The organism is Micromonospora sp. BL1 (genome assembly GCF_003667485.1).
GTDB classification, from domain to species: Bacteria; Actinomycetota; Actinomycetes; order Mycobacteriales; family Micromonosporaceae; genus Micromonospora; species Micromonospora tulbaghiae.
This window is the reverse complement of record NZ_RCVK01000274.1, coordinates 34,998-53,036: the sequence shown is the minus strand read 5'-3', so window position 1 is coordinate 53,036 and position 18,039 is coordinate 34,998. Positions and strand designations below refer to the sequence as shown.

The 18,039-nt window shown below is 73.8% G+C and carries 21 protein-coding genes and 1 pseudogene; 7 read left to right on the top strand and 15 right to left on the bottom strand.

The genetic code is table 11. The features are described from left to right. On the top strand, positions 1-791 hold a 791-nt coding region (locus tag EAD96_RS19970), incomplete at its 5' end, for an ABC transporter ATP-binding protein (RefSeq protein WP_147457905.1). A gap of 34 nt (positions 792-825) precedes the next feature. Next, the gene (locus tag EAD96_RS19965; RefSeq protein WP_121685390.1) at positions 826-2,349 is read left to right on the top strand and encodes a class I SAM-dependent methyltransferase; all 1,524 of its coding nucleotides are present in this window, start codon (positions 826-828) and stop codon (positions 2,347-2,349) included. Between the two features lie 60 nt (positions 2,350-2,409). Here the strand turns inward: EAD96_RS19965 and EAD96_RS19960 are convergent, their stop codons facing one another. The 6 genes from EAD96_RS19960 to EAD96_RS19935 are packed head-to-tail and all read right to left on the bottom strand — an operon-like array spanning position 2,410 to position 7,552. Further along, positions 2,410-3,105 carry a LysE family translocator gene (locus EAD96_RS19960; RefSeq protein ID WP_120569426.1) on the bottom strand — a complete coding sequence of 232 codons (696 nt, stop codon included), beginning with the start codon at positions 3,103-3,105 and terminating at the stop codon, positions 2,410-2,412. Continuing rightward, positions 3,098-3,472, bottom strand: coding sequence for a hypothetical protein (locus EAD96_RS19955; RefSeq protein WP_233586083.1), 375 nt, complete (start codon positions 3,470-3,472; stop codon positions 3,098-3,100). Before EAD96_RS19955 ends, EAD96_RS19960 begins: the two co-directional genes overlap by 8 nt. A 5-nt stretch (positions 3,473-3,477) precedes the next feature. Then, the gene (locus EAD96_RS19950; RefSeq protein ID WP_121685388.1) at positions 3,478-4,737 is read right to left on the bottom strand and encodes a lysine N(6)-hydroxylase/L-ornithine N(5)-oxygenase family protein; all 1,260 of its coding nucleotides are present in this window, start codon (positions 4,735-4,737) and stop codon (positions 3,478-3,480) included. Next, positions 4,737-5,780 (bottom strand): FAD-binding oxidoreductase, encoded by a 1,044-nt coding sequence (locus EAD96_RS19945; protein WP_121685387.1) that lies wholly within the window; start codon positions 5,778-5,780, stop codon positions 4,737-4,739. The genes EAD96_RS19950 and EAD96_RS19945 overlap by 1 nt, the downstream gene beginning before the upstream one ends. After that, entirely contained in the window at positions 5,773-7,137 is a 1,365-nt protein-coding gene (locus EAD96_RS19940) for a class I tRNA ligase family protein (protein WP_121685386.1), read from the bottom strand. The genes EAD96_RS19945 and EAD96_RS19940 overlap by 8 nt, the downstream gene beginning before the upstream one ends. After that, entirely contained in the window at positions 7,130-7,552 is a 423-nt protein-coding gene (locus tag EAD96_RS19935) for a cupin domain-containing protein (protein ID WP_121685385.1), read from the bottom strand. Before EAD96_RS19935 ends, EAD96_RS19940 begins: the two co-directional genes overlap by 8 nt. Before the next feature lie 315 nt (positions 7,553-7,867). On the opposite strand from EAD96_RS19935, the gene EAD96_RS19930 reads away from it, so the two are divergent. Then, complete coding sequence (locus tag EAD96_RS19930; RefSeq protein WP_233586076.1) at positions 7,868-8,776, top strand: NB-ARC domain-containing protein; 909 nt, start codon at positions 7,868-7,870, stop codon at positions 8,774-8,776. Positions 8,777-8,800: 24 nt separating this feature from the next. Here the strand turns inward: EAD96_RS19930 and EAD96_RS19925 are convergent, their stop codons facing one another. The 7 genes from EAD96_RS19925 to EAD96_RS19890 all read right to left on the bottom strand — a co-directional run bounded on the left by EAD96_RS19925 (position 8,801) and on the right by EAD96_RS19890 (position 13,361). After that, on the bottom strand, positions 8,801-9,475 hold the full coding sequence (locus EAD96_RS19925) for a pyridoxamine 5'-phosphate oxidase family protein (RefSeq protein WP_121685384.1): 675 nt from the start codon (positions 9,473-9,475) through the stop codon (positions 8,801-8,803). A 29-nt stretch (positions 9,476-9,504) separates the two neighbouring features. Next, positions 9,505-9,723 (bottom strand): hypothetical protein, encoded by a 219-nt coding sequence (locus tag EAD96_RS19920; RefSeq protein WP_233586074.1) that lies wholly within the window; start codon positions 9,721-9,723, stop codon positions 9,505-9,507. 421 nt (positions 9,724-10,144) lie between these two features. After that, entirely contained in the window at positions 10,145-10,507 is a 363-nt protein-coding gene (locus EAD96_RS19910; RefSeq protein WP_121685383.1) for a helix-turn-helix transcriptional regulator, read from the bottom strand. A 117-nt stretch (positions 10,508-10,624) separates the two neighbouring features. Further along, complete coding sequence (locus EAD96_RS19905) at positions 10,625-11,032, bottom strand: arsenate reductase ArsC (RefSeq protein ID WP_121685382.1); 408 nt, start codon at positions 11,030-11,032, stop codon at positions 10,625-10,627. A 58-nt stretch (positions 11,033-11,090) separates the two neighbouring features. Beyond that, positions 11,091-12,176 carry an ACR3 family arsenite efflux transporter gene (gene arsB / locus EAD96_RS19900; protein WP_121685381.1) on the bottom strand — a complete coding sequence of 362 codons (1,086 nt, stop codon included), beginning with the start codon at positions 12,174-12,176 and terminating at the stop codon, positions 11,091-11,093. Next, positions 12,173-12,898, bottom strand: coding sequence for a helix-turn-helix domain-containing protein (locus tag EAD96_RS19895; RefSeq protein WP_120569435.1), 726 nt, complete (start codon positions 12,896-12,898; stop codon positions 12,173-12,175). Before EAD96_RS19895 ends, arsB begins: the two co-directional genes overlap by 4 nt. A 79-nt stretch (positions 12,899-12,977) precedes the next feature. Continuing rightward, positions 12,978-13,361, bottom strand: coding sequence for a metalloregulator ArsR/SmtB family transcription factor (locus EAD96_RS19890; protein ID WP_121685380.1), 384 nt, complete (start codon positions 13,359-13,361; stop codon positions 12,978-12,980). Positions 13,362-13,438: 77 nt separating this feature from the next. Here EAD96_RS19890 and EAD96_RS31020 point away from each other — a divergent pair, with 77 nt between their 5' ends. The 3 genes and pseudogenes from EAD96_RS31020 (at position 13,439) to EAD96_RS19880 (ending at position 15,465) form a co-directional block, all read left to right on the top strand. After that, entirely contained in the window at positions 13,439-13,600 is a 162-nt protein-coding gene (locus tag EAD96_RS31020) for a hypothetical protein (RefSeq protein WP_158614806.1), read from the top strand. A 31-nt stretch (positions 13,601-13,631) separates the two neighbouring features. Next, a pseudogene (locus EAD96_RS19885) lies at positions 13,632-13,952 on the top strand (ArsR/SmtB family transcription factor); the annotation flags it as partial. Between the two features lie 97 nt (positions 13,953-14,049). Then, positions 14,050-15,465: an FAD-dependent oxidoreductase gene (locus EAD96_RS19880; RefSeq protein ID WP_121685379.1), complete on the top strand. Its 1,416-nt coding sequence runs from the start codon at positions 14,050-14,052 to the stop codon at positions 15,463-15,465. 134 nt (positions 15,466-15,599) lie between these two features. On the opposite strand, the gene EAD96_RS19875 is transcribed toward EAD96_RS19880, so the two are convergent. Next, positions 15,600-16,382 (bottom strand): DUF2470 domain-containing protein, encoded by a 783-nt coding sequence (locus tag EAD96_RS19875; RefSeq protein ID WP_120569437.1) that lies wholly within the window; start codon positions 16,380-16,382, stop codon positions 15,600-15,602. A gap of 150 nt (positions 16,383-16,532) precedes the next feature. Next, positions 16,533-16,829, bottom strand: coding sequence for a DUF1540 domain-containing protein (locus tag EAD96_RS19870; protein WP_120569438.1), 297 nt, complete (start codon positions 16,827-16,829; stop codon positions 16,533-16,535). A gap of 589 nt (positions 16,830-17,418) precedes the next feature. On the opposite strand from EAD96_RS19870, the gene EAD96_RS19865 reads away from it, so the two are divergent. Next, on the top strand, positions 17,419-17,997 hold the full coding sequence (locus EAD96_RS19865) for a VanZ family protein (protein WP_121685378.1): 579 nt from the start codon (positions 17,419-17,421) through the stop codon (positions 17,995-17,997). Positions 17,998-18,039: the final 42 nt, after the last annotated feature.

Sequence of the window (18,039 nt, the reverse complement as noted above, 5' to 3'; positions counted from 1 at the left end):
CCACCCCCGGCCCGGCCTCCACCCCCGGCCCGGCCACCGCGCCGGCCGGGCCGCGCGGCCCGGCGGCGCTGGACGTCACGGTGCGCCGGCACCACTACGACGACGGACCGCTCGTGCTCGCCGACGTCGAGCTGCGCCTGGCGCCGGGGGAGCGTGTCGCGCTCGTCGGCGCCAGCGGTGCCGGCAAGAGCACGCTCGCCGGCATCGCCGCCGGGATCATCGCGCCCACGGACGGATCGGTACGCCTGGACGGCGTGCCGCTGACCGGGGCGGACGAGACCACCTCCCGGCGCGACGTGGCACTGGTCAGCCAGGAGGTGCACGTCTTCGCCGGGCCGCTCGCCGCGGACCTGCGCCTGGCCGCCCCGGACGCGACCGACGCCGAGCTGCTCGACGCGCTGGAGCGGGTCGGCGCCACCGCCTGGCTGCGTACCCTGCCGGAGGGCCTTGCCACACCGGTGGGCGAGGGCGGTCACCGGCTCACCGCCGCGCAGGCCCAGCAGGTCGCCCTGGCCCGGCTGGTGCTCACCGCGCCCGCCGTCGCCGTGCTGGACGAGGCGACCGCCGAGGCCGGCAGCGCCGGGGCGCGTGACCTGGACCGGGCGGCCCTCGCGGCCACGCGGGGGCGTACCACGCTGATCGTGGCGCACCGGCTCAGCCAGGCGGTCACCGCGGACCGGATCGTCGTGCTCGACCACGGCCGGATCGTGGAGCAGGGCACGCACGACGAGTTGCTGGCCGCCGACGGCCGGTACGGCCATCTGTGGCGTTCCTGGCGCGTCCCGGTATGATCACCGACCGCTCCACGGCCCAGGCGAGGTGCCCATGACCGACCTGCCGACCCGCTTCGTGCTGTTCCCGGGGCGGCATCACCTGCTGACCCGGTTCCAGGCCGACTACCTGAGCCGGCTCGCCGGTGACGAGGCCACTGTGGTCTGGGCGGTGACGTCGGCCAACCACGAGAACACCCGGCGCAACCCGGTCGCGTACCACAGGCGGGAAGCCGCGATCGAGCGGTTCAGCGTGCTGACCGGGCTGCGCTCGCTGGCCGTGCCGATCTTCGACACCGCGTACACCGACGCGTTCGCGGAGGTCACGCTCAAGAGCATCGCGGTGGCCACCGGGCTCGAACTCACGCCCGCCGACACGGTGGTGGCCTGCTCCACGCCGGAGGTCGCGAAGCTGTACGAGCGGCTCGGCTTCGCGATCGCGCAGGTCGAGGCCGACCCGGGCCTGAGCGAGGCGCCCGAGCGGCCGTGGGACGTGCTGCTGCGCCTGGCCGCCGGCGACGAGACCTGGCGTACGCTCACCCACCCGGCGACGATCGACGTGTTCGAGCGCTACCGCCTCGTCGAGGCGATCCGGTCGGTGGTGAACGACCCGCTCGTCGGCGACGAGGGCGGCCTCACGGTCACCCGCGACTACCGGACCTACGTGGAGGCGTTCGCCTCGGCCGCGCAACGCAAGTGGGACTCGGTGCGCCGGTACGTGCAGCCCGGACGCATCGTGGACATCGGCTGCGGTGCGGGCGCGGTCCTGGAGCTGGCCGACCGGGAGGCCGCGCTGCGGGAGAGCGACCTGATCGGCGTGGAGGTGGCCCGCCACCTCTACCAGGAGTGCCTGCACAAGAAGGCGCAGGGCGTGTTCCGCAACGCCAACGTCTACTTCTTCCACCGCAACGTCCTCGGCGGCGCCGTGTTCAAGGACCGGTCGGTGGACACCACGCTCACCTTCGCGCTCACCCACGAGATCTGGTCGTACGGGCGGCAGCGGGAGTCGCTGCTCCAGTTCGCCCGTCGCATCCACGACCACACGGTGCCCGGCGGCGTCTGGATCAACAGCGACGTGTGCGGACCGGACGACCCCGGCCGGCCGGTGATCCTGCGGCTGACCGCAGACGACGGCGACAACCCCGCCTCGCCCCGCCGTGACCTGGCCGGCCTGACCTCGGCCGAGGTCCGGCGGTACGTCTCGGGACTGTCGACGCGGGCGCGGCTGGACCAGTTCGCCGTGGACTTCGCGTTCGGCTTCGACTACGAGCCGCTCGCCGACGGCGCGGTACGCCTCGGCCTGGGCGCGGCGATGGACTACCTGACCCGCAAGGACTACACGGACAACTGGCTGTCGGAGACGAAGGAGCAGTTCTGCGGCCTGAGCTTCGCCGACTGGACGGCGCTGCTCACCGAGGCGGGCTTCGAGATCGGCCCGGCCTCGGCGCCGGTCCGCAACGACTGGGTGATCGACAACCGGATCGCACCGGTCGCGTCCCTCACCGACCTGGACGGCCGGCCGCTGGACTGGCCGACCACCCACGTCCTCACCGTCGCCCACCGTCCGCGCAACGCCTGACACCACAGCGCCGCCGGCCCGGCTGGATGCGGCCGGGCCGGCGGGCGCCTGTGGTGCGGCTCAGTGGCTCAGCGCGATCCGCACCGCCAGGACGATCAGGATCAGCCCGGTCAGCCGTTCGATCACCAGCAGCACCGACGGCCGCGTCAGCCAGGGCTGCAACCGGTCGATGAGCAGGATGTAGCAGGCCCACCAGAGCACGGCGAGGCCGATGAACGTGGCGGCCAGCACCGCCGTGCGGGCCGCCGCGCCGTCGCCGGGCTTGACGAACTGCGGCACGAACGAGACGTAGAAGACGACCACCTTGACGTTCAGCAGCTGGCTGGTGACGCCCATGACGAACGAGCGGCGCGCCACGTGCGGCTCGTCGGCGGCCGGGACGTCCCGGACCGGCGCGGCGGCCTCAGTGCCGGCACCGGCCCCACCCGCGCCGACCGGCACCGGCTGCGCCACCGGGGCGCTCCGGCGCGGCCGGGTGGCCCAGAGGATGGTGCCGCCCAGGTAGAGCAGGTACAGCGCGCCGGCGACGCGCAGCACCGTGTAGAGCGCCGGTGATGAGACCAGCAGGGCGGACAGGCCGGCGGTGGCGAGCGACGCGTGCACCAGGGCGGCGGCGAACAGCCCGGCCAGCACCACGAATCCGGCCCGCCGCCCGTACCGGACGGTCTGCCGGGTGACCAGGGCGAAGTCGACGCCCGGCACGATGATGATGAGTAGGCTCGCGGCGACGAAGCTGACGATCTGGATGTCAGACACGCTGCTCCTCCCTCGCCTCGACGCGCGCCGGGGTGGCCTCCTCGATGACCGAGACGCCGCTGTCCCGACGCGGCCCGTGCCGGCGCCACTGCTCGCGCAGCCGGATCCGGCCGTCCGGCAGCCGCTCGGGCCGGGACTCGCACTCGCCGACCACGATGCTGCCGTCGGTGAGCACCTCCACGTACGCGAAGCGCACCACCCCCTGTGCGTCGCAGGTGCCGGCGAGCCGGCCGTGCCGGACCGGACCGCCGGAGATCTCCGCCCAGACCAGGTCGCCGCGCTGGTGGTAGTGCCCCCGCAGCGGGTCGGCGTCACCGGCGTGGTCGACGGAGACGAAGATCCGGTCGTCGTAGTCGAATGTGGTCATCGCGCTCACGCCCATCGGGTGCTGAGGTAGTCGTCGCGGAACCGGCAGACGGTACGGCCGGCGATCGAGTTGAGGACCATCGCGCTGCGGATCGGCAGGATGCTCAGGTTGGAGTCGACGAGCCCCTGGACGTACCGCCCCCGGTTCAGCACGAAGATCTTGTGGTCGTCGGCGTGCTTCCACCGGATCGAGTAGTCCGACTCGATGACCGGCTCGCCGCGCTCGTCCAGGTCGACCAGCGCGGTCAGCTCCGGGTCGAAGGGCAGCGGCGCCTGCCGGCGTCCCGCCGCGACGACCAGGTTCACCGCCCGGTGCCGCTCCTCGCCGCTGCCGGCGGTCAGGCACTCCAGCTCGACCTCCCCGTCGAGCTGCCGGGCGCCGGTCACGGTACGGCTCGGCATGATCGTCACCGGGAACCGCCCGGTACGCAGCCGCTCCTCGTAGTTGTGCTGGTAGATGCCGCGCAACGTGCCCGGGGAGATGCCGTCGCTGGTCAGGATCTGGCCGGAGACGAGGCGTTCCCGCACGTCCCGGGACAGGGTGAGGAACGCCTCCTGGTAGGCGGGCCGGTACAGGTCGTTCGCCGACGGGGAGTCCTCCAGCGGGGCGAACCACGACCGCCGCCCGATCCACCTGATGTCGCGGCACCCGCGGGCGAGCAGCGCCGCGACGCACTCCGCGCTGGTCTGGCCGCTGCCGATCACGATCCACGGCAGGTCCGGCTCGTCCGGCACGGTGGCGAGGCGCTGGTGCAGCTCGTCGGCGACGAACAGGTGCCGCGGGTCGAGGGCGTCCAGGAACTCCGGTACGAAGGGGACGGTCCCGCTGCCGAGCACCAGGTGCCGGGAGCGGGCGACCTCCGCACCGCCGCTGCGGCTGATCAGCGCTCCGTCGAACTCCACCCGGTCGACGCGGGTGCCGTACGTGATGCGCGGCAGCTGACCCGCCGCCCACACCAGGTACTGCTGGTACTCGATCCGGGGGATGGTGTCGAACCCGGCGCCCAGCAGGGCGTACACCCGGCCGGTGGTGACCAGGTAGTTGAGGAACGACAGCGGGTGGGTCGGGTCGTAGAGCGAGACCAGGTCCTTGACCCAGCCGGTCTGCATGCGGACGCCGCTGTGCAGCATCCCGTCGTGCCAGCCCGGCCGGTCCCGCGCCTCGAACAGCGCGATGTCGTGCGGCGCGAGGGTGTCGTACATCGCCGCGAGGCTCAGGTTCGCCGGCCCGGCGCCGATTCCCACTGTGTGAAAGGTCTGCGTCATCAGTCTGCCTCTGTCTGGCCGTGGGGGACAGGGATCGCGGTTCGGGTGTTCAGCAGGGCGGTGGCGGCGAGCCGGCTGGCGGCCAGGACGGTCTTGGCGGCGCCGCCGCTGCCGCCGGTGAACGTGTGCACGCCGCCGGCCACGTGGCGCAGGGCCAGGCCGGCGGGTTCGCTGTAGCAGTCGGCGGCGCTCACCGGCGGCCCGGCCGGTCGCAGGTCCACGCCGGGCAGCCGTCGTGCGGCCACCGCCCGGACCCGTGCCGCCAGAGCGGCGTCCGGCTCGGGGGCCGGCGGGTCGACGTCCCACCTGTCGCTGGGCAGCCCGAGCAGCACGCGCCCGGGACCGGCCGGCCGGCCGTAGAGGCCGCTGGTCTCGTCCACGAAGCACGGCAGGTCGTCCCGGCCGGTGGCGTGGTGGGCGTACTGGATGTGCTTGGTGCGCAGCGAGGTCGGCAACCCGGCGGCGCGCAACAGCCGCGGGGTCCAGGCCCCGGCGGCCACGACGACGAGGTCGCCGGTGAGCCGGCGGCCGTCGCGCAGCTCGACCGCGCGATCGTCGAGGCGGGCCACCGGTGTCGTCTCGGTCCGGTCCAGGCCACGCAGGACGGTCCGGCGCAGCCGGTCCGGGTCCAGGTATCCGGCCCGGTCCTCCCAGATCCCGACCGTGCCGTCCGGCAGCCCGGCGAAACCGAACCGCTGGGCGATCTCGTCCCGGGTGAGCACCTCGGCGCCGTCCGCGCCGTCCGCCGACCCGGCGTCGAGCAGGTAGAGCGAGCCGGTCCGCCGCCATCCGGCGGCGGTCGCGAGGGGCGGATCGGCCCGCAGTTCGGCGAGGCTCGCGGCGGCCAGGGACCGGGCGGCCGGATCGGGCTCGAAGGCCCGCACCAGCCCACCGGACGCGGCCGTCGCGTCGGCGGGCCGCCCGTCCGGACCGCCCCCGTGCGGGCCGATCAGGACCGCCTCGGCGCCCGCGTCCCGCAGCCGCCGGGCCAGCAGGACACCGCTCACGCCCGCGCCGACGACGAGCACGCGCGGCTCACCCATCGGACTCCGCCGGTTCCGCGCCGGCGACGATGCCGAGCAGCCGGGCCGCCCGCTCCGGCCGGCCGGGGTACGCGGCCAGCGCCGCCCGGACCGCGGTGGCGGGGTCGAAGTGCTCCGGGCGCAGCGCCTGCTCGCCGCGGGTCAGCTCGGTGTCGGCCAGTACGCCGTCCAGGCCGGCGGTGGTGCCGGCCAGGGTCGCGGCGTACCGGGCGGTGAACGCCTCGTACGCCTCCGGGCGGAAGTCCGACTCGTAGCTGTCCGGCCGGTCCCAGCTCAGGAACGCCCGGACCACCGCCGGGTCCTCGGTGGACAGGAACTCGTGCGCCCAGATCGCGTGTTCGCGGCTGGTGGAGAACTTGGCGCCGGTGAGCCGGTAGAACTCGTTGACCACCAGCCCGGTCGGCCGGTCGGGCAGCCCGGCGGCCAGGTGCAGGGCCGGGATGAGCAGTGCGTAGTAGAACGCGTTGTCGACCCCGAGGAAGATCCACTGCTCGTCCACGTCCCGCCACGCGTCCAGGTACCCGGCCAGCGTGTCCGCGTCCGGCCGCAGGTGGCGGGCGGGCAGCACCAGGTTGGCCAACGCCATCTCGGCCCAGACGTCGATACGCAGGCCGTCGTCCCACTCGATGCCCCAGTCCGACGGGTACGCCAGTGGCACCTCCGGCAGCCCGCCGTCGAGGTACGACGCGACGAGGCGCCGCAGCCGGGGCGGCAGTACCGCGCGGGACCAGAACTCGGCGAGCCGCTCCCGGTGCTCGTCCAGCCGCAGCACCGGGACCGTGCGGGTGACCGGCTCGGGTGCCGCGTCGCAGCAGGTCGAGCGCGCGTCGACCAGGTTCGCGGCGGTGCAGAAGCCGCCGCACCCCTCGCAGGTGCCGCCGTTCGCGCCGGCGCCGCAGGCCGGGCAGCGCCCGGCGACCCGGACGTGGTGCAGGGTCCGCCCGCAGGCCGCGCAGGCGCGCAGCGACACCGGGGCGACCTCCACCACCTTGGCCTCCACCAGCTCGGTGAGCAGGCTCGCCACCGCCCGGCGGTAGTCGGCGTCGGCCAGCGGGTCGGCCATGACGTCGTACCGGATGCGTGCGGCGCGCAGCGCGGCGTGGATCGACGAGCCGTAGCGGGCGGCGGTGTCCGCGGGAGTCTCGCCCAGCGCCTGCGCCCGTGCGAGCACGTAGTTCTGGTGCGCGTCCAGGCCGCACTGGGTCACCACCCGCCGGCCGGCGGCCCGCAGCGCGCGGGCGGCGATGTCCCCGGCGACGTACGGGCCGCTGAGGTGCCCGAGGTGCAGCGGCCCGTTCGGCGTCGGCGGCGGCGTCACCACCAGCACCGCCCCGGCAGTGGAGGCGGCGTCAGTCACGGCCGGCTCCGCCGTCCGCCCCGCTCTGCCGGCTGTCCGCGCCGCTCTGCCCGCCGTCCGCACCGGCCTGCGCGGCCTCGTCGGGCCGGGGCATCCAGTAGATGCTGAGGATGGTGAGCGGCTGCTCCGGCGAGGGGTTGTGGATGACGTGCCGCTGCTCCGGTTCGAGCAGGATCACGCCGCCGGTCGGCACCTCGACCTTCTCGCCGCCCGCCTCGTAGATGGCCGTGCCGCGGGTCACCACGGCGAACTCGACCTCCGGGTGGACGTCCTCGCTGCTGCTGCCGCCGGGCGGGATCACGCACCACATGGCGTCGAACGGCAACGGGCCGAGATCGCGGTACTGCGTCCAGCGGCCGATCCGGATGCCGTACTCGTCGGTGAGTTCGGCGGTGTCGCTGACGTACCTTCGCATGTTCGTCCTCCTGGTCGGCGCGCTGCCCCCCGGGCCCGCGCCGGACGGTTCTGAGGTTTGCGGAGAGTGACCGGAAGTGCTGCTTCTGCGACGCTGCACCGATGCCGGGAAGGGCCCGTCTCGTCGACCGTCGATTCGACTCCGGTCGATAGCGTCGGACCCACTGTGGACTTAACCTCGTCTGGCCAACAGGAGCTTCACCGGCAGATCACCGGCAATGTCGCTGCTGACTGCCCGCTCAGCGGCCTCGGATTCGGTGGTCCACCGGCATGAATCCACCAGAACCGGTACGGAGACGACGCTGTGATCGGCTACATGGATACGTTGGGTCATGAAATCGCTACCGCACGGCGACTGGCCAACCTGACACAGGAGGAGTTGGCCGCCCGTACCGGACTGAGCGTCCGGAGCATCCGCAACCTGGAGTCGTCGCGCGTGACCCGTCCGCGGCCCGCGACCGTCCGGCTGCTCCGCGAGGTCCTCGGCCTGCCCGCCAACCCGGCGCCGTCGGGCCGGATCCGCCCCATGCAACTGCCGCTGGAGATTCCCGGGTTCACCGGCCGTACGGCACAACTGCGGCAACTCGACCGGCTGCTCGACGGCGGACCGCGGCGGATGTCGAGCGTGGTCGTGTGCGTCCTGTCCGGCCGGTCCGGTATCGGCAAGACGGCGCTGGCGCTGCGCTGGGCGCACCGGTCGGCGGCCCGGTTCTCCGACGGGGTGCTGCACGTCCAGCTCGGCGGCAGTGAACCGGGCAGAGCGGCGGTGGCGCCGGCGGAGGCGCTCGGCGGCCTCATCGAGGCGCTCGACGTCCCCGGTGGTGTCCCGTGCGGACCGGCGGCGCGCACCGGGCTCTACCGCAGCGCGCTCGCCGGACGCCGGATGCTCATCGTGCTCGACGACGCCCGCGACGCCGACCAGGTGCGGCCGCTGCTGCCCGGCGTACCCGGCTGCATGGTGGTCGTGACCAGCCGGGACCGCCTCACCGGCCTGGTCGTCGGCGAGGCCGCGTGCCCGGTCGTGGTCGACGAACTGGCCGCCGGCGAGGCGTGGGACCTGCTGGCCGCCCGCCTCGGCGAGCGTCGCCTCACCGCCGAGCGCGCGGCGGTGCGGGAGATCATCGCGTACTGCGCCGGAGTGCCCCGGGCGCTCGCGGTGGTGGCCGCCCGCGCGGCCGTCCAGCCCCGCCTGCCGCTGGCGGAGGTGGCCCGCCAGCTCCGGTAGGCGGGCCGGGGGCCGCCCGGCCGGTCAGGCCTGGTCGGCGCGGGTGCCGGCGCGCGCGGCGACGTGCGCCGGCACCGGCGTCGTCGGCGGCAGCGCCGGGTCGGTCGCCGGCTGTTCCCAGCGCGCGACCAGGGGAAGCTCGCCCGCCCACAGCCCGAGGACGGCGTCCGGGCCGTCGCCGTCGTCCGGCGGGCCGCTGCGCGTCTTGACGGACGCCTCGGCCAGCGGAAGCGCCAGCAGCGTGGTGGCCGCGAGTTCCCGCCGGTTCGGCCGGCGGGCGTGGTCCCACTGGCCCGGGGCCACGTGCTCGGTCAGCAGCCGCAGGCCGTGCAGCTTCTCCTCGGTGTCGGTCACCCACCGGGGCCGGCCGTAGATCATCGCGCTGCGGTAGTTGATCCCGTGCTCGAACACCGACCGCGCCAGGACCAGGCCGTCGACCACTGTGACGGTCACGCAGACCTCGGCGTCGGTGGTGAGACTCCGGCTGGCCACCGAGCCGTGCAGGTAGAGGTGCCGGTCGTCGAAGCCGTAGACGGTCGGCACCACCATCGGGCCGCCGTCGACGATCACCCCGAGATGGCAGACGAAGGCGGCCCGCAGCACGTCGAAGAGGGCGGCGCGGTCGCGGTGCCCCTTCTCCTTCATCCGGCGCAGGGTCGTACGCGGCGTCGCGGACAACCGCCCGTCGATATCGGTCATGGCTGATTCTCCTGTCGGCCCCGCCGTTTCTACCGGGTCGGGCCGCGGTCCTCAAGGGCCGGCCCGCCGGACCGGTGGGGGAGCGGGGAACGGTACGGCGGCAGGAGGGTGCCGGCGCCCAGCCTCCCGTCCCGGACGGCCTCTTGCAGGGCACGGGTGAGCGCGGACCGGCGGCCACCGGCGCCGGCCGGTTCCAGATGCAGGTCGCTGCCGAGCAGTCGCGCCGGATTGGCCCACGAATCCGTCATGCGGATGCACCCTTCGCCGACGACGTCGTCGCGCTCGTCCGGTATGCCCGCTTGGCCGGACTGGGCATCGCCGCGCAGCCCAACGGGCACGGTGCCAGCGGCAGTGCCGACGGCAGGTCCCGCTGGCGCGCCGTGACCGCCGCCGGGTCGGTGGCGACACCGAACAGGTAGAGCGCGTACGGGGCCGTCCGGGCTGTCGGAGGCCCGGGCGAGGGCGCCGCCCAGGTGCCGGGGCTGGACGCTCAGCAGCGGAGCGATCGGGCCGACGCGTTCACTCCCGCCCTCGACCGGCTCCGGGCGGTCAAGCGCCGCCACGACCCGGGCGCGCTCGTCCGATCCAACTTCCCGGTAGCCGGCTGACGTTCCGGGGCGCGACCCGGTCAGGCCGGCGGGCACGCGCGGCAGCCCGGCAGTCCCCCGCTCAGCGGACCTTCTTCGTCGGCCGTTTACGAGGCGGCGTCAACGACTCGGCGATTGCCGAGATCGCGGACGGCACCAGGCGGTAGTACGCCCACACACCCCGCTTCTCACGCTCGAGCAGGCCGGCCTCGGTGAGGATCCGAAGGTGATGGCTGACGGTCGGCTGGGAGAGACCGAGCGGCGCGGTGAGGTCGCTGACGGACGCCTCGCCCTCCGGAGCGGACTGGATCAGGCTGAGCAGGCGCAACCGGGCCGGGTCGGCGAACGCCTTCAGGACTCCCGCGAGCCGTTCGGCATCGGCACGCTTGATCGGCTCGCCGGCAAGCGGCGAGATGGCAGGGGTGGAGGTTTTCGCAGTTCCCACGCTTGCATCGTTGCACCAACGGCGGCCGCCTGCCGGTGCAACCAGGAGCGGATCACCGTCAGTTGCACGCCGGGAGCTGACGACCGCCGTCCGGCCGCGGGACAGTCAGGGCGGATGTCAGGCGCTGCGGCGCAGTTCGGCGAGCAGCCGTTCCACCCGGGTGCGGATCTCGTCCCGGATGGGGCGTACCGCGTGGAGGCCCTTGCCTGCGGGGTCTTCGAGCTTCCAGTCCTCGTACCGCTTGCCCGGGAAGACGGGGCAGGCGTCACCGCAGCCCATGGTGACGATGACGTCCGAGGACTCCGCCGTCTCGTACCGCAGGAGCTTGGGGGTCTGGTCGGTGATGTCGATGCCGGCCTCCCGCATGGCCTCGACGGCGGCAGGGTTGACCTCGCCGGCGGGTGCGCTGCCGGCGGAGCGGACCTCGACGGTGTCGCCGGCGAGGTGGCGCAGCCACCCGGCGGCCATCTGGGAACGACCGGCGTTGTGCACGCAGACGAACAGGACGCTGGGCTTGTCGCTCATCGGGTCTCCCTGATTCCGGTGGTCGCCGCGCGGCGTGCCGCGGCGCAGTCGAGGCGTCTCATGGCCGGGTTTCCGGGGCGGGGAACAGGCGGGCGCGGGCCCACAGCGACACGTAGACCAGGCCGACGAGGACCGGGACCTCGATCAGCGGGCCGACGACGCCGGCCAGGGCCTGGCCGGAGGCGATCCCGAAGGTGCCGATCGCGACCGCGATGGCCAGTTCGAAGTTGTTGCCCGCCGCGGTGAACGCCAGGGTGGTGGTGCGTTCGTAGTTCAGGCCGACGGCCCGGCCGAGCAGGTAGGAGCCGGCCCACATGAGGGCGAAGTAGGCCAGCAGCGGCAGGGCGATGCGGGCCACGTCGACCGGTCGGCCGGTGATGGCCTCGCCCTGCAGAGCGAACAGGACGACGATGGTGAACAGCAGTCCGTACAGGGCGACGGGCCCGATCCTGGGCAGGAATCGCTGCTCGTACCAGTCGCGGCCCTTGGCGCGTTCGCCGAGGCGGCGGGAGAGGTAGCCGGCGAGCAGTGGGATGCCGAGGAAGACGAGCACGTTGCCGGCGATGTCCCAGCCGGAGACCTCCAGCGCGGCGCCGTCCAGACCCAGCCAGCCGGGCAGTACCGACAGGTAGAACCAGCCGAGCAGGCCGAAGGCGAGGACCTGGAACACCGAGTTGACGGCGACGAGGACCGCCGCTGCCTCCCGGTCGCCGCAGGCCAGGTCGTTCCAGATGATGACCATCGCGATGCAGCGGGCCAGACCGACGATGATCAGACCGGTGCGGTACTCCGGCTGGTCGGCCAGGAACACCCAGGCCAAGGCGAACATGACGGCGGGACCGACGATCCAGTTGAGGATCAGCGACGAGACCAGGAGACGCCGGTCACCGGTGACGGTGTCGAGGCGGTCGTAGCGGACCTTGGCCAGTACCGGATACATCATGATCAGCAGGCCGAGAGCGATGGGCAGGGAGATGCCACCGACCTCGACGGCGTCGAGAGCGTCGTCCAGTCCGGGGACGATCCGGCCGAGCAGCAGGCCGGCAACCATGGCCAGGCCGATCCAGACCGGCAGGAACCGGTCGAGGCGCGACAGGCGGGCCACCACCGGTGGGGCGTGGTCGGCTCTGGTCGCGGTGCTCATGGGTGTCTCCCGTGGGTCGTCGGTGCCGGCGCGTGCGCGTCGGGTGAGGTCGCCGCGGTGTGCGGGGCGACGCGGTCGACGCGGTCGGCGAGGTCGGCGTAGGCCGCCTCGAACGCTTCGTCGGTGTCGACGCGGGCCGGGTCCGGCACCGACCAGTGCAGACGGGGGCGGACCGGCCCGGTGAGCTCCTCGTGGGCGTTGTCGCAGACGGCGATGACCAGGTCGTCGTCCCGGACGATGTCGTCGACGTGTGCGGTGCCGGCCGGGTCGAGGTCGAGGGCGTGGCGGTGGGCCACGGCGACCGCGCGGGGATGGACCCGGGGCGCCGGCCTGGTGCCGGCGGACGCGGCGTCGCCGTTGGTGCGTCGCTTCCACAGCGCCGCGGCCAGTTGCGAGCGGGCGGAGTTGTGGGTGCAGACGAAGACGACCCGATGCGCAGCCGCCAGCGGCGGCGGCGTGAGAGCGGAGAGGGCAGCCGGTCGGAGTCGCAGGTAGGTGCGCCGCCGGTCGCCCTCCGACCGGCCCCGGGCGACGAGGCCGGCGTCGGTGAGGACCTTGACGTGGTGGGCGACCAGGTTCGTCGGCATGTCCAGGGCGTGGGCGATCTCCCCGGGGGAGGCGTCGCCCAGGGTGAGCGCGTCCACGATGGCCAGGCGGGCCGGATCGCCGAGCGCGGCGTGGATCCGCGCACGGGCGGCGAGGGATGAAGGCTCAATGTCCATTGACTCAATCATCGCTGAGCAATCTGGGAGCGTCAAGCCGGCACCGAGCGGATCGAAGCGCGGGGCGCCGCGCGGCGGTCTACCGCTGCGTCGCGGCGGTCGGCTCGATCGACAGCAGGCCGGCGAGCTGGCGCAGGATCTGTGGCCGCGCCCGGTAGTAGACCCAGGTGCCCCGCCGCTCGGCGTCCACCAGGCCCGCCTCGCGCAGGGTCTTGAGGTGGTGGGAGATCGTCGGCCCGGTCAGGTCGAACGCCGGCGTCAGGTCGCACACGCAGGCCTCGCCGCCGTCGGCGGAGGCGATCATCGACATGAGCTGCAGCCGTACCGGATCGCCGAGGGCCTTGAACGCGGGTGCGAGCACCGCGGCCGTCTCGGCCGGGACCCGGCGCTGCGCCAGCGGGGGGCAGCACGGCACGTCGGCGTCAAGGTCGACGAGTGGGATCGGCGCCTGGTGCTTCGGCATGCCCCTAGGTTGACATCTATCTAATCAGCGTGCAAATCTCTGTTTAGACAGGCATCTAGACAGGGTGCCCCGAGGAAATGAGGCTCGCCATGTTCGGCTTCCCGCGCCGCCGGCCGTCGGTCCTGGCAGGGGTCCGGTTCTGCGACTCCTGTGCCCGGGTGTCCACAACCGCGCAGCGGATCGACCGCCTCCACGACCGCGCCCGCACCGCCGCCTACGCGCTGACCGCTCCCCGCTGAGAAGGGGCCACCGCCCTGCGGGTCACCGTTCGACCTCCTCGACCGCGGCACCGCGCAGACCTACGCCTCGTGGTTCCGGGCACTCGCGGACCCGACGCGGGTGCAGCTCGTGGAGTACCTGGCCCGCCACGCCCGGCCGATGAGCGTGGGGGAGATCGTCGCCGCCGTCGGGCTCGCCCAGTCCACCGTCTCCCAGCACCTGAAGATCCTCACCGAGGTGCGGTTCGTGCTCGTCGAGCCGGTCGGCACCGCACGCCACTACCGCATCAACGACGCCTGTGTCGGATGCTTCCCGTCCGCCGCCGACGTCGTCATGGGCCGCCCGGCGCCCGATCCGGTCGGAGCCTGCTGACGGCCGGCCGCGCCGTCACCTGATCCCGGTCCGTGCCGTCCGCGCGGCACCACCGCACCTCATTGATTCGACAATTCTCAATACAGAGGAGTTCCCGATGAGTGTTCTGGACGAGTCGCCCGTCGTGGTGATCGGCGCGGGCCCGGTGGGTCTGGCCGCCGCCGCCCACCTGCGCGAGCGTGACCTGCCCTTCCTCGTCCTGGAGGCGGGCGACACCGCCGGCGCGGCGGTGCGGCAGTGGGGGCACGTGCGGGTGTTCTCCCCGTGGCGGTACAACGTCGACCCGGCCGCCCGCCGGCTACTCGACGACACCGGCTGGGTCGCCCCGGCCGAGGACGCCCTGCCCACCGGCGCCGAGCTGGTCACCGACTACCTCCAGCCGCTCGCGGACCTGCCGCAGCTCAAGCCCCACCTGCGCTACGGCGCGCGGGTGGAGGCGATCAGCCGGCTCGGCCTGGACCGGCTGCGCACCGCCGGCCGCGACCAGACGCCGTTCCTGATCCGCCTCGCCGACGGCGACGAAATGCTGGCCCGCGCCGTCATCGACGCCTCCGGCACCTGGGGCACCCCCAACGTCCTCGGCGCCTCCGGCCTGCCCGCCCGGGGCGAGAAGGACGCGGCGGCGTTCCTCGAACACGCACTGCCCGACGTGCTCGGCGCCGACCGGCACCGCTTCGCCGGCCGGCGCACCCTCGTCGTCGGCGCCGGCCACTCGGCCGCGAACACCCTGCTCTCACTGGCCGAGCTGGCCACCGCCGAGCCCGGCACCGAGGTGATCTGGGCGATCCGCTCGGCCAGCCCGGCCCGCACCTACGGCGGCGGAGACGCCGACGCCCTGCCCGCCCGCGGCGCGCTCGGCGCCCGGCTGCGCGACCACGTCGACGCCGGCCGCATCCGGCTGCTCACCGGCTTCTCCGTGCACGCCCTCACCCCGGCCGAGGGCCGGGTCGCCGTGGTCGTGCGTCACGCCGACGGCACCGACGAGTCCGTCACCGTGGACCGCATCGTCGCCGCCACCGGATTCCGCCCCGACCACTCGATCGCGGCCGAGCTGCGCCTGGACCTCGACCCGGTCATGGGCGCCACCCGCGCCCTCGCCCCGCTGATCGACCCGAACGAGCACTCCTGCGGCACCGTTCCCCCGCACGGCGCCGCCGAACTCGCACATCCGGAGGTCGGCTACTACGCCGTCGGCATGAAGAGCTACGGCCGCGCGCCGACGTTCCTCATGGCCACCGGCTACGAGCAGGTCCGCTCCGTCGTCGCCGCTCTCGCCGGCGACTGGGACGCCGCCCGCGACGTCCAGCTCGACCTGCCCGAAACCGGCGTCTGCAACAGCAACCCCGCCGACTCCACCGGCACCGACGGCTGCTGCGGCCCCGACCCGGCCGCTCAGCCAGCCGCGCAGGGGCTGGCGACCGGAATCTCCGGGGGCCTGCTCTCCGCGCCGCTCAGCCTGGTCAGCCTCGACACCCTGGCCGGCGGCCAGACCGGCGGCTGCTGCGCCGGCTGACGACTGTCGCCACCAGTGGCTCGCCGGCCCGCGACCGGCGGACGCCACAGGTGGCGCGTCGTCGCCGTCCCGGCTGTCCCCACCGCTCGCCTTCGTCCCGCCTTCATCCGGCTCCCGCGATCGGCTCGCCGGGCCTAGGCGAGCAGCGTCCGCAGCGCCTCGGCCAGGCCGGCGCCGGCGGTGACCGGGCGGGCGAAGGGCAACCGGGTGTCGGTGTGGCCGTCCGGCCGCTCCGCGCGCAGCACGATGCCCTCGGCGTCCAGCGCGACCGGGACGACGCGCGTCGAAGCGGCGGGGTCGACGAGCGTGCCGAGCCGGTCGAGGACGTCGCGGTGGCAGCGCGTCAGGTGCGCGAGGTGGGCGGCCTCGTCGACGGCGATCGGATCCGGCCGGGCCGCGCGGTACGCGCCAAGGTCGACCGAGACGGGATCGGCGGCCCGGTCGAGCACGACCTCGTCCGGCGCGATCGCCCACAGCGCCACCGGGGGCAGGTCGAGCAGCGACATCACGGTGGCCGGATCGCAGGAGTCGAGGGCGGCCGGGTCGAACCGGCGGGCGGTGCCGAGGATCCGCAGCCGGGCGCGCACCCGGGAGCGCACGGCGACCGGGGCGAGGTGGGTCACGTCGAGGCGTACCGCGCCGCTGTGGCTCCGCGCGGCGACCAGGAGGCCGCCGGTGCGGCTCATCGCGTCGACCGCGAGGACGACCGTGCCGTCGGGGAGGACGGCGTGGGCGGCGAGGAGGTCGGCGGTGGTGTCGCCGAGCGTGAGCCGCAGTGAGGAGGCAGCGGTCAGTACGCACCGGGCGGCGACGGCGTCGCGGGGCGTGGAGGTGCCCGTACCGCCCGCCGACGGCCCGGCGGCGACCGGGACGACACCGGCCGCCGGGGCCGGACGCCCCGCGGGGTGCAACGCCATGTCTGTCTCCTCGGCCGGGAAGGGGTGAAGTCGGCCCAGGTCAGACGTTAGTAGGTAAGGCTTACCTGTGCAACGGCGGGTCGGGTGCCGGAGACGCGGTACGGGTCACGACGGTGACCGTCGTGACCCGTACGGACGTGCTGTCCGGTTTCAGGCGGGCTGGTAGGTGAGGCAGTCGCTGACCGTGGCGCCCGGACCGACCGTGATCGACTCGGCGGTGCAGGCGAGGTTGGTGTTGTAGACGCACTCGGCCCGCGCGCACGCGCCCACCGCGCCGGTGACCTCCTTCATCCCGCCGCTGAGCGACGACTCGACGAACGTCGCGCAGGAGGCCGCGTCGGCGGTCGCCGCGACGGTGATCGCGGGAGCGTGACAGCCGTTGTCGTTGAAGCTGCACGCGGTGGCGGCGCATTCACGTACCGGCGGAGACTGCAACAGGGTCTTCATGGTGCCTCCAAGTCATGTGGGCCGGCGAACGCGTACGGCCGGCCCTCGTGGTGCTCGAATGCCATCTGGTATTTGCCCTGCGGCCGGTCCTCAAACCCGTCGGCCGCCAGTGAGGATCATGCTCACCTTAACAACGGAATGCGGGGTTGGCGGCCGTTAGCCGCCGTTTCCGCGCGGAATCCCGAACGACGAAGATAAGGCTTACCTTGGTTAGGTGAGTCTTTCTTTACCCGCTGCCGGCGTGAAAGCGGATGCGTGATTTCCACCGGCCGGACCGCGGCTCATCTGCGGTTATGCTCGCTGCCCACCGGCCGGATGCCCGGCGGTCGCGGTGGAATGGGTGAGCGCGTGACGACCGGGTGTCCCGAAACGGCCGGCACCATTGCGGCCCGCGCCGAAATGCCGGCCGGGAAATCAGCGATCGACGGGGGATTCACAACCGGCCGGCGGCCGAATGCGAATCCGGAGGTGGTTGGCGCGGTCGCCACGTACCCGATGGCGTCCGGCCGGGGCCACCGCTCGACGCGGCCGTGGCACCCTGACCGACGGCGGGCCCGGTGCGGGCCCGGCGGATCCGGGCGGAGGCGGCGTGATCGAGGGATGGCACGGCTGGTTCGGCACGATCAACGGGGTCGTGCTGCTCACGGTGGCGGCGTTGCCGGCGGCCGCGCTCGTGGTGTGGCTCCTGGCCCGCCGGCGCGGCGGCACGCGGCCGGCGTGGCGCAGGTCGCTGGCCGAGGTGGGCATCGTCTACGGGACCGTGCCGTGGGTCTGGATGATCATGCTGCCGGGGGACGGCGCCGGCGTGGTTCCCGGCCGGGTGAGCCTGGTGCCGCTGCGGGACCTGCTCGCCGTCCTGACGGGCGGGCCGCTGACGGTGACGGTCCAGATCGTCGGCAACCTGCTGGTGTTCGCGGCGCTCGGGTTCCTCGCCCCGCTGCGGTTCGCGACGCTGGCGTCGGTACCGCGGATCCTGGCGCTGGCGGCCGGCTGCTCGGCCGTGGTCGAGGTGACCCAGTACGTCCTGCGGCTGGACCGGGTGTCCTCCGTCGACGACGTCCTGCTCAACACCGCCGGCGCCGGGCTGGCCGCGCTGGCGTCGCGCCGCTGGTGGCGCGAGCCGGCCGAGGTGTCACCGGCCGCCACCGGTCCGGCGCCGGTCCGCTGATCGGGGTGCGGCGCGGGTCACGCGGACGGCACGATGGGCCGG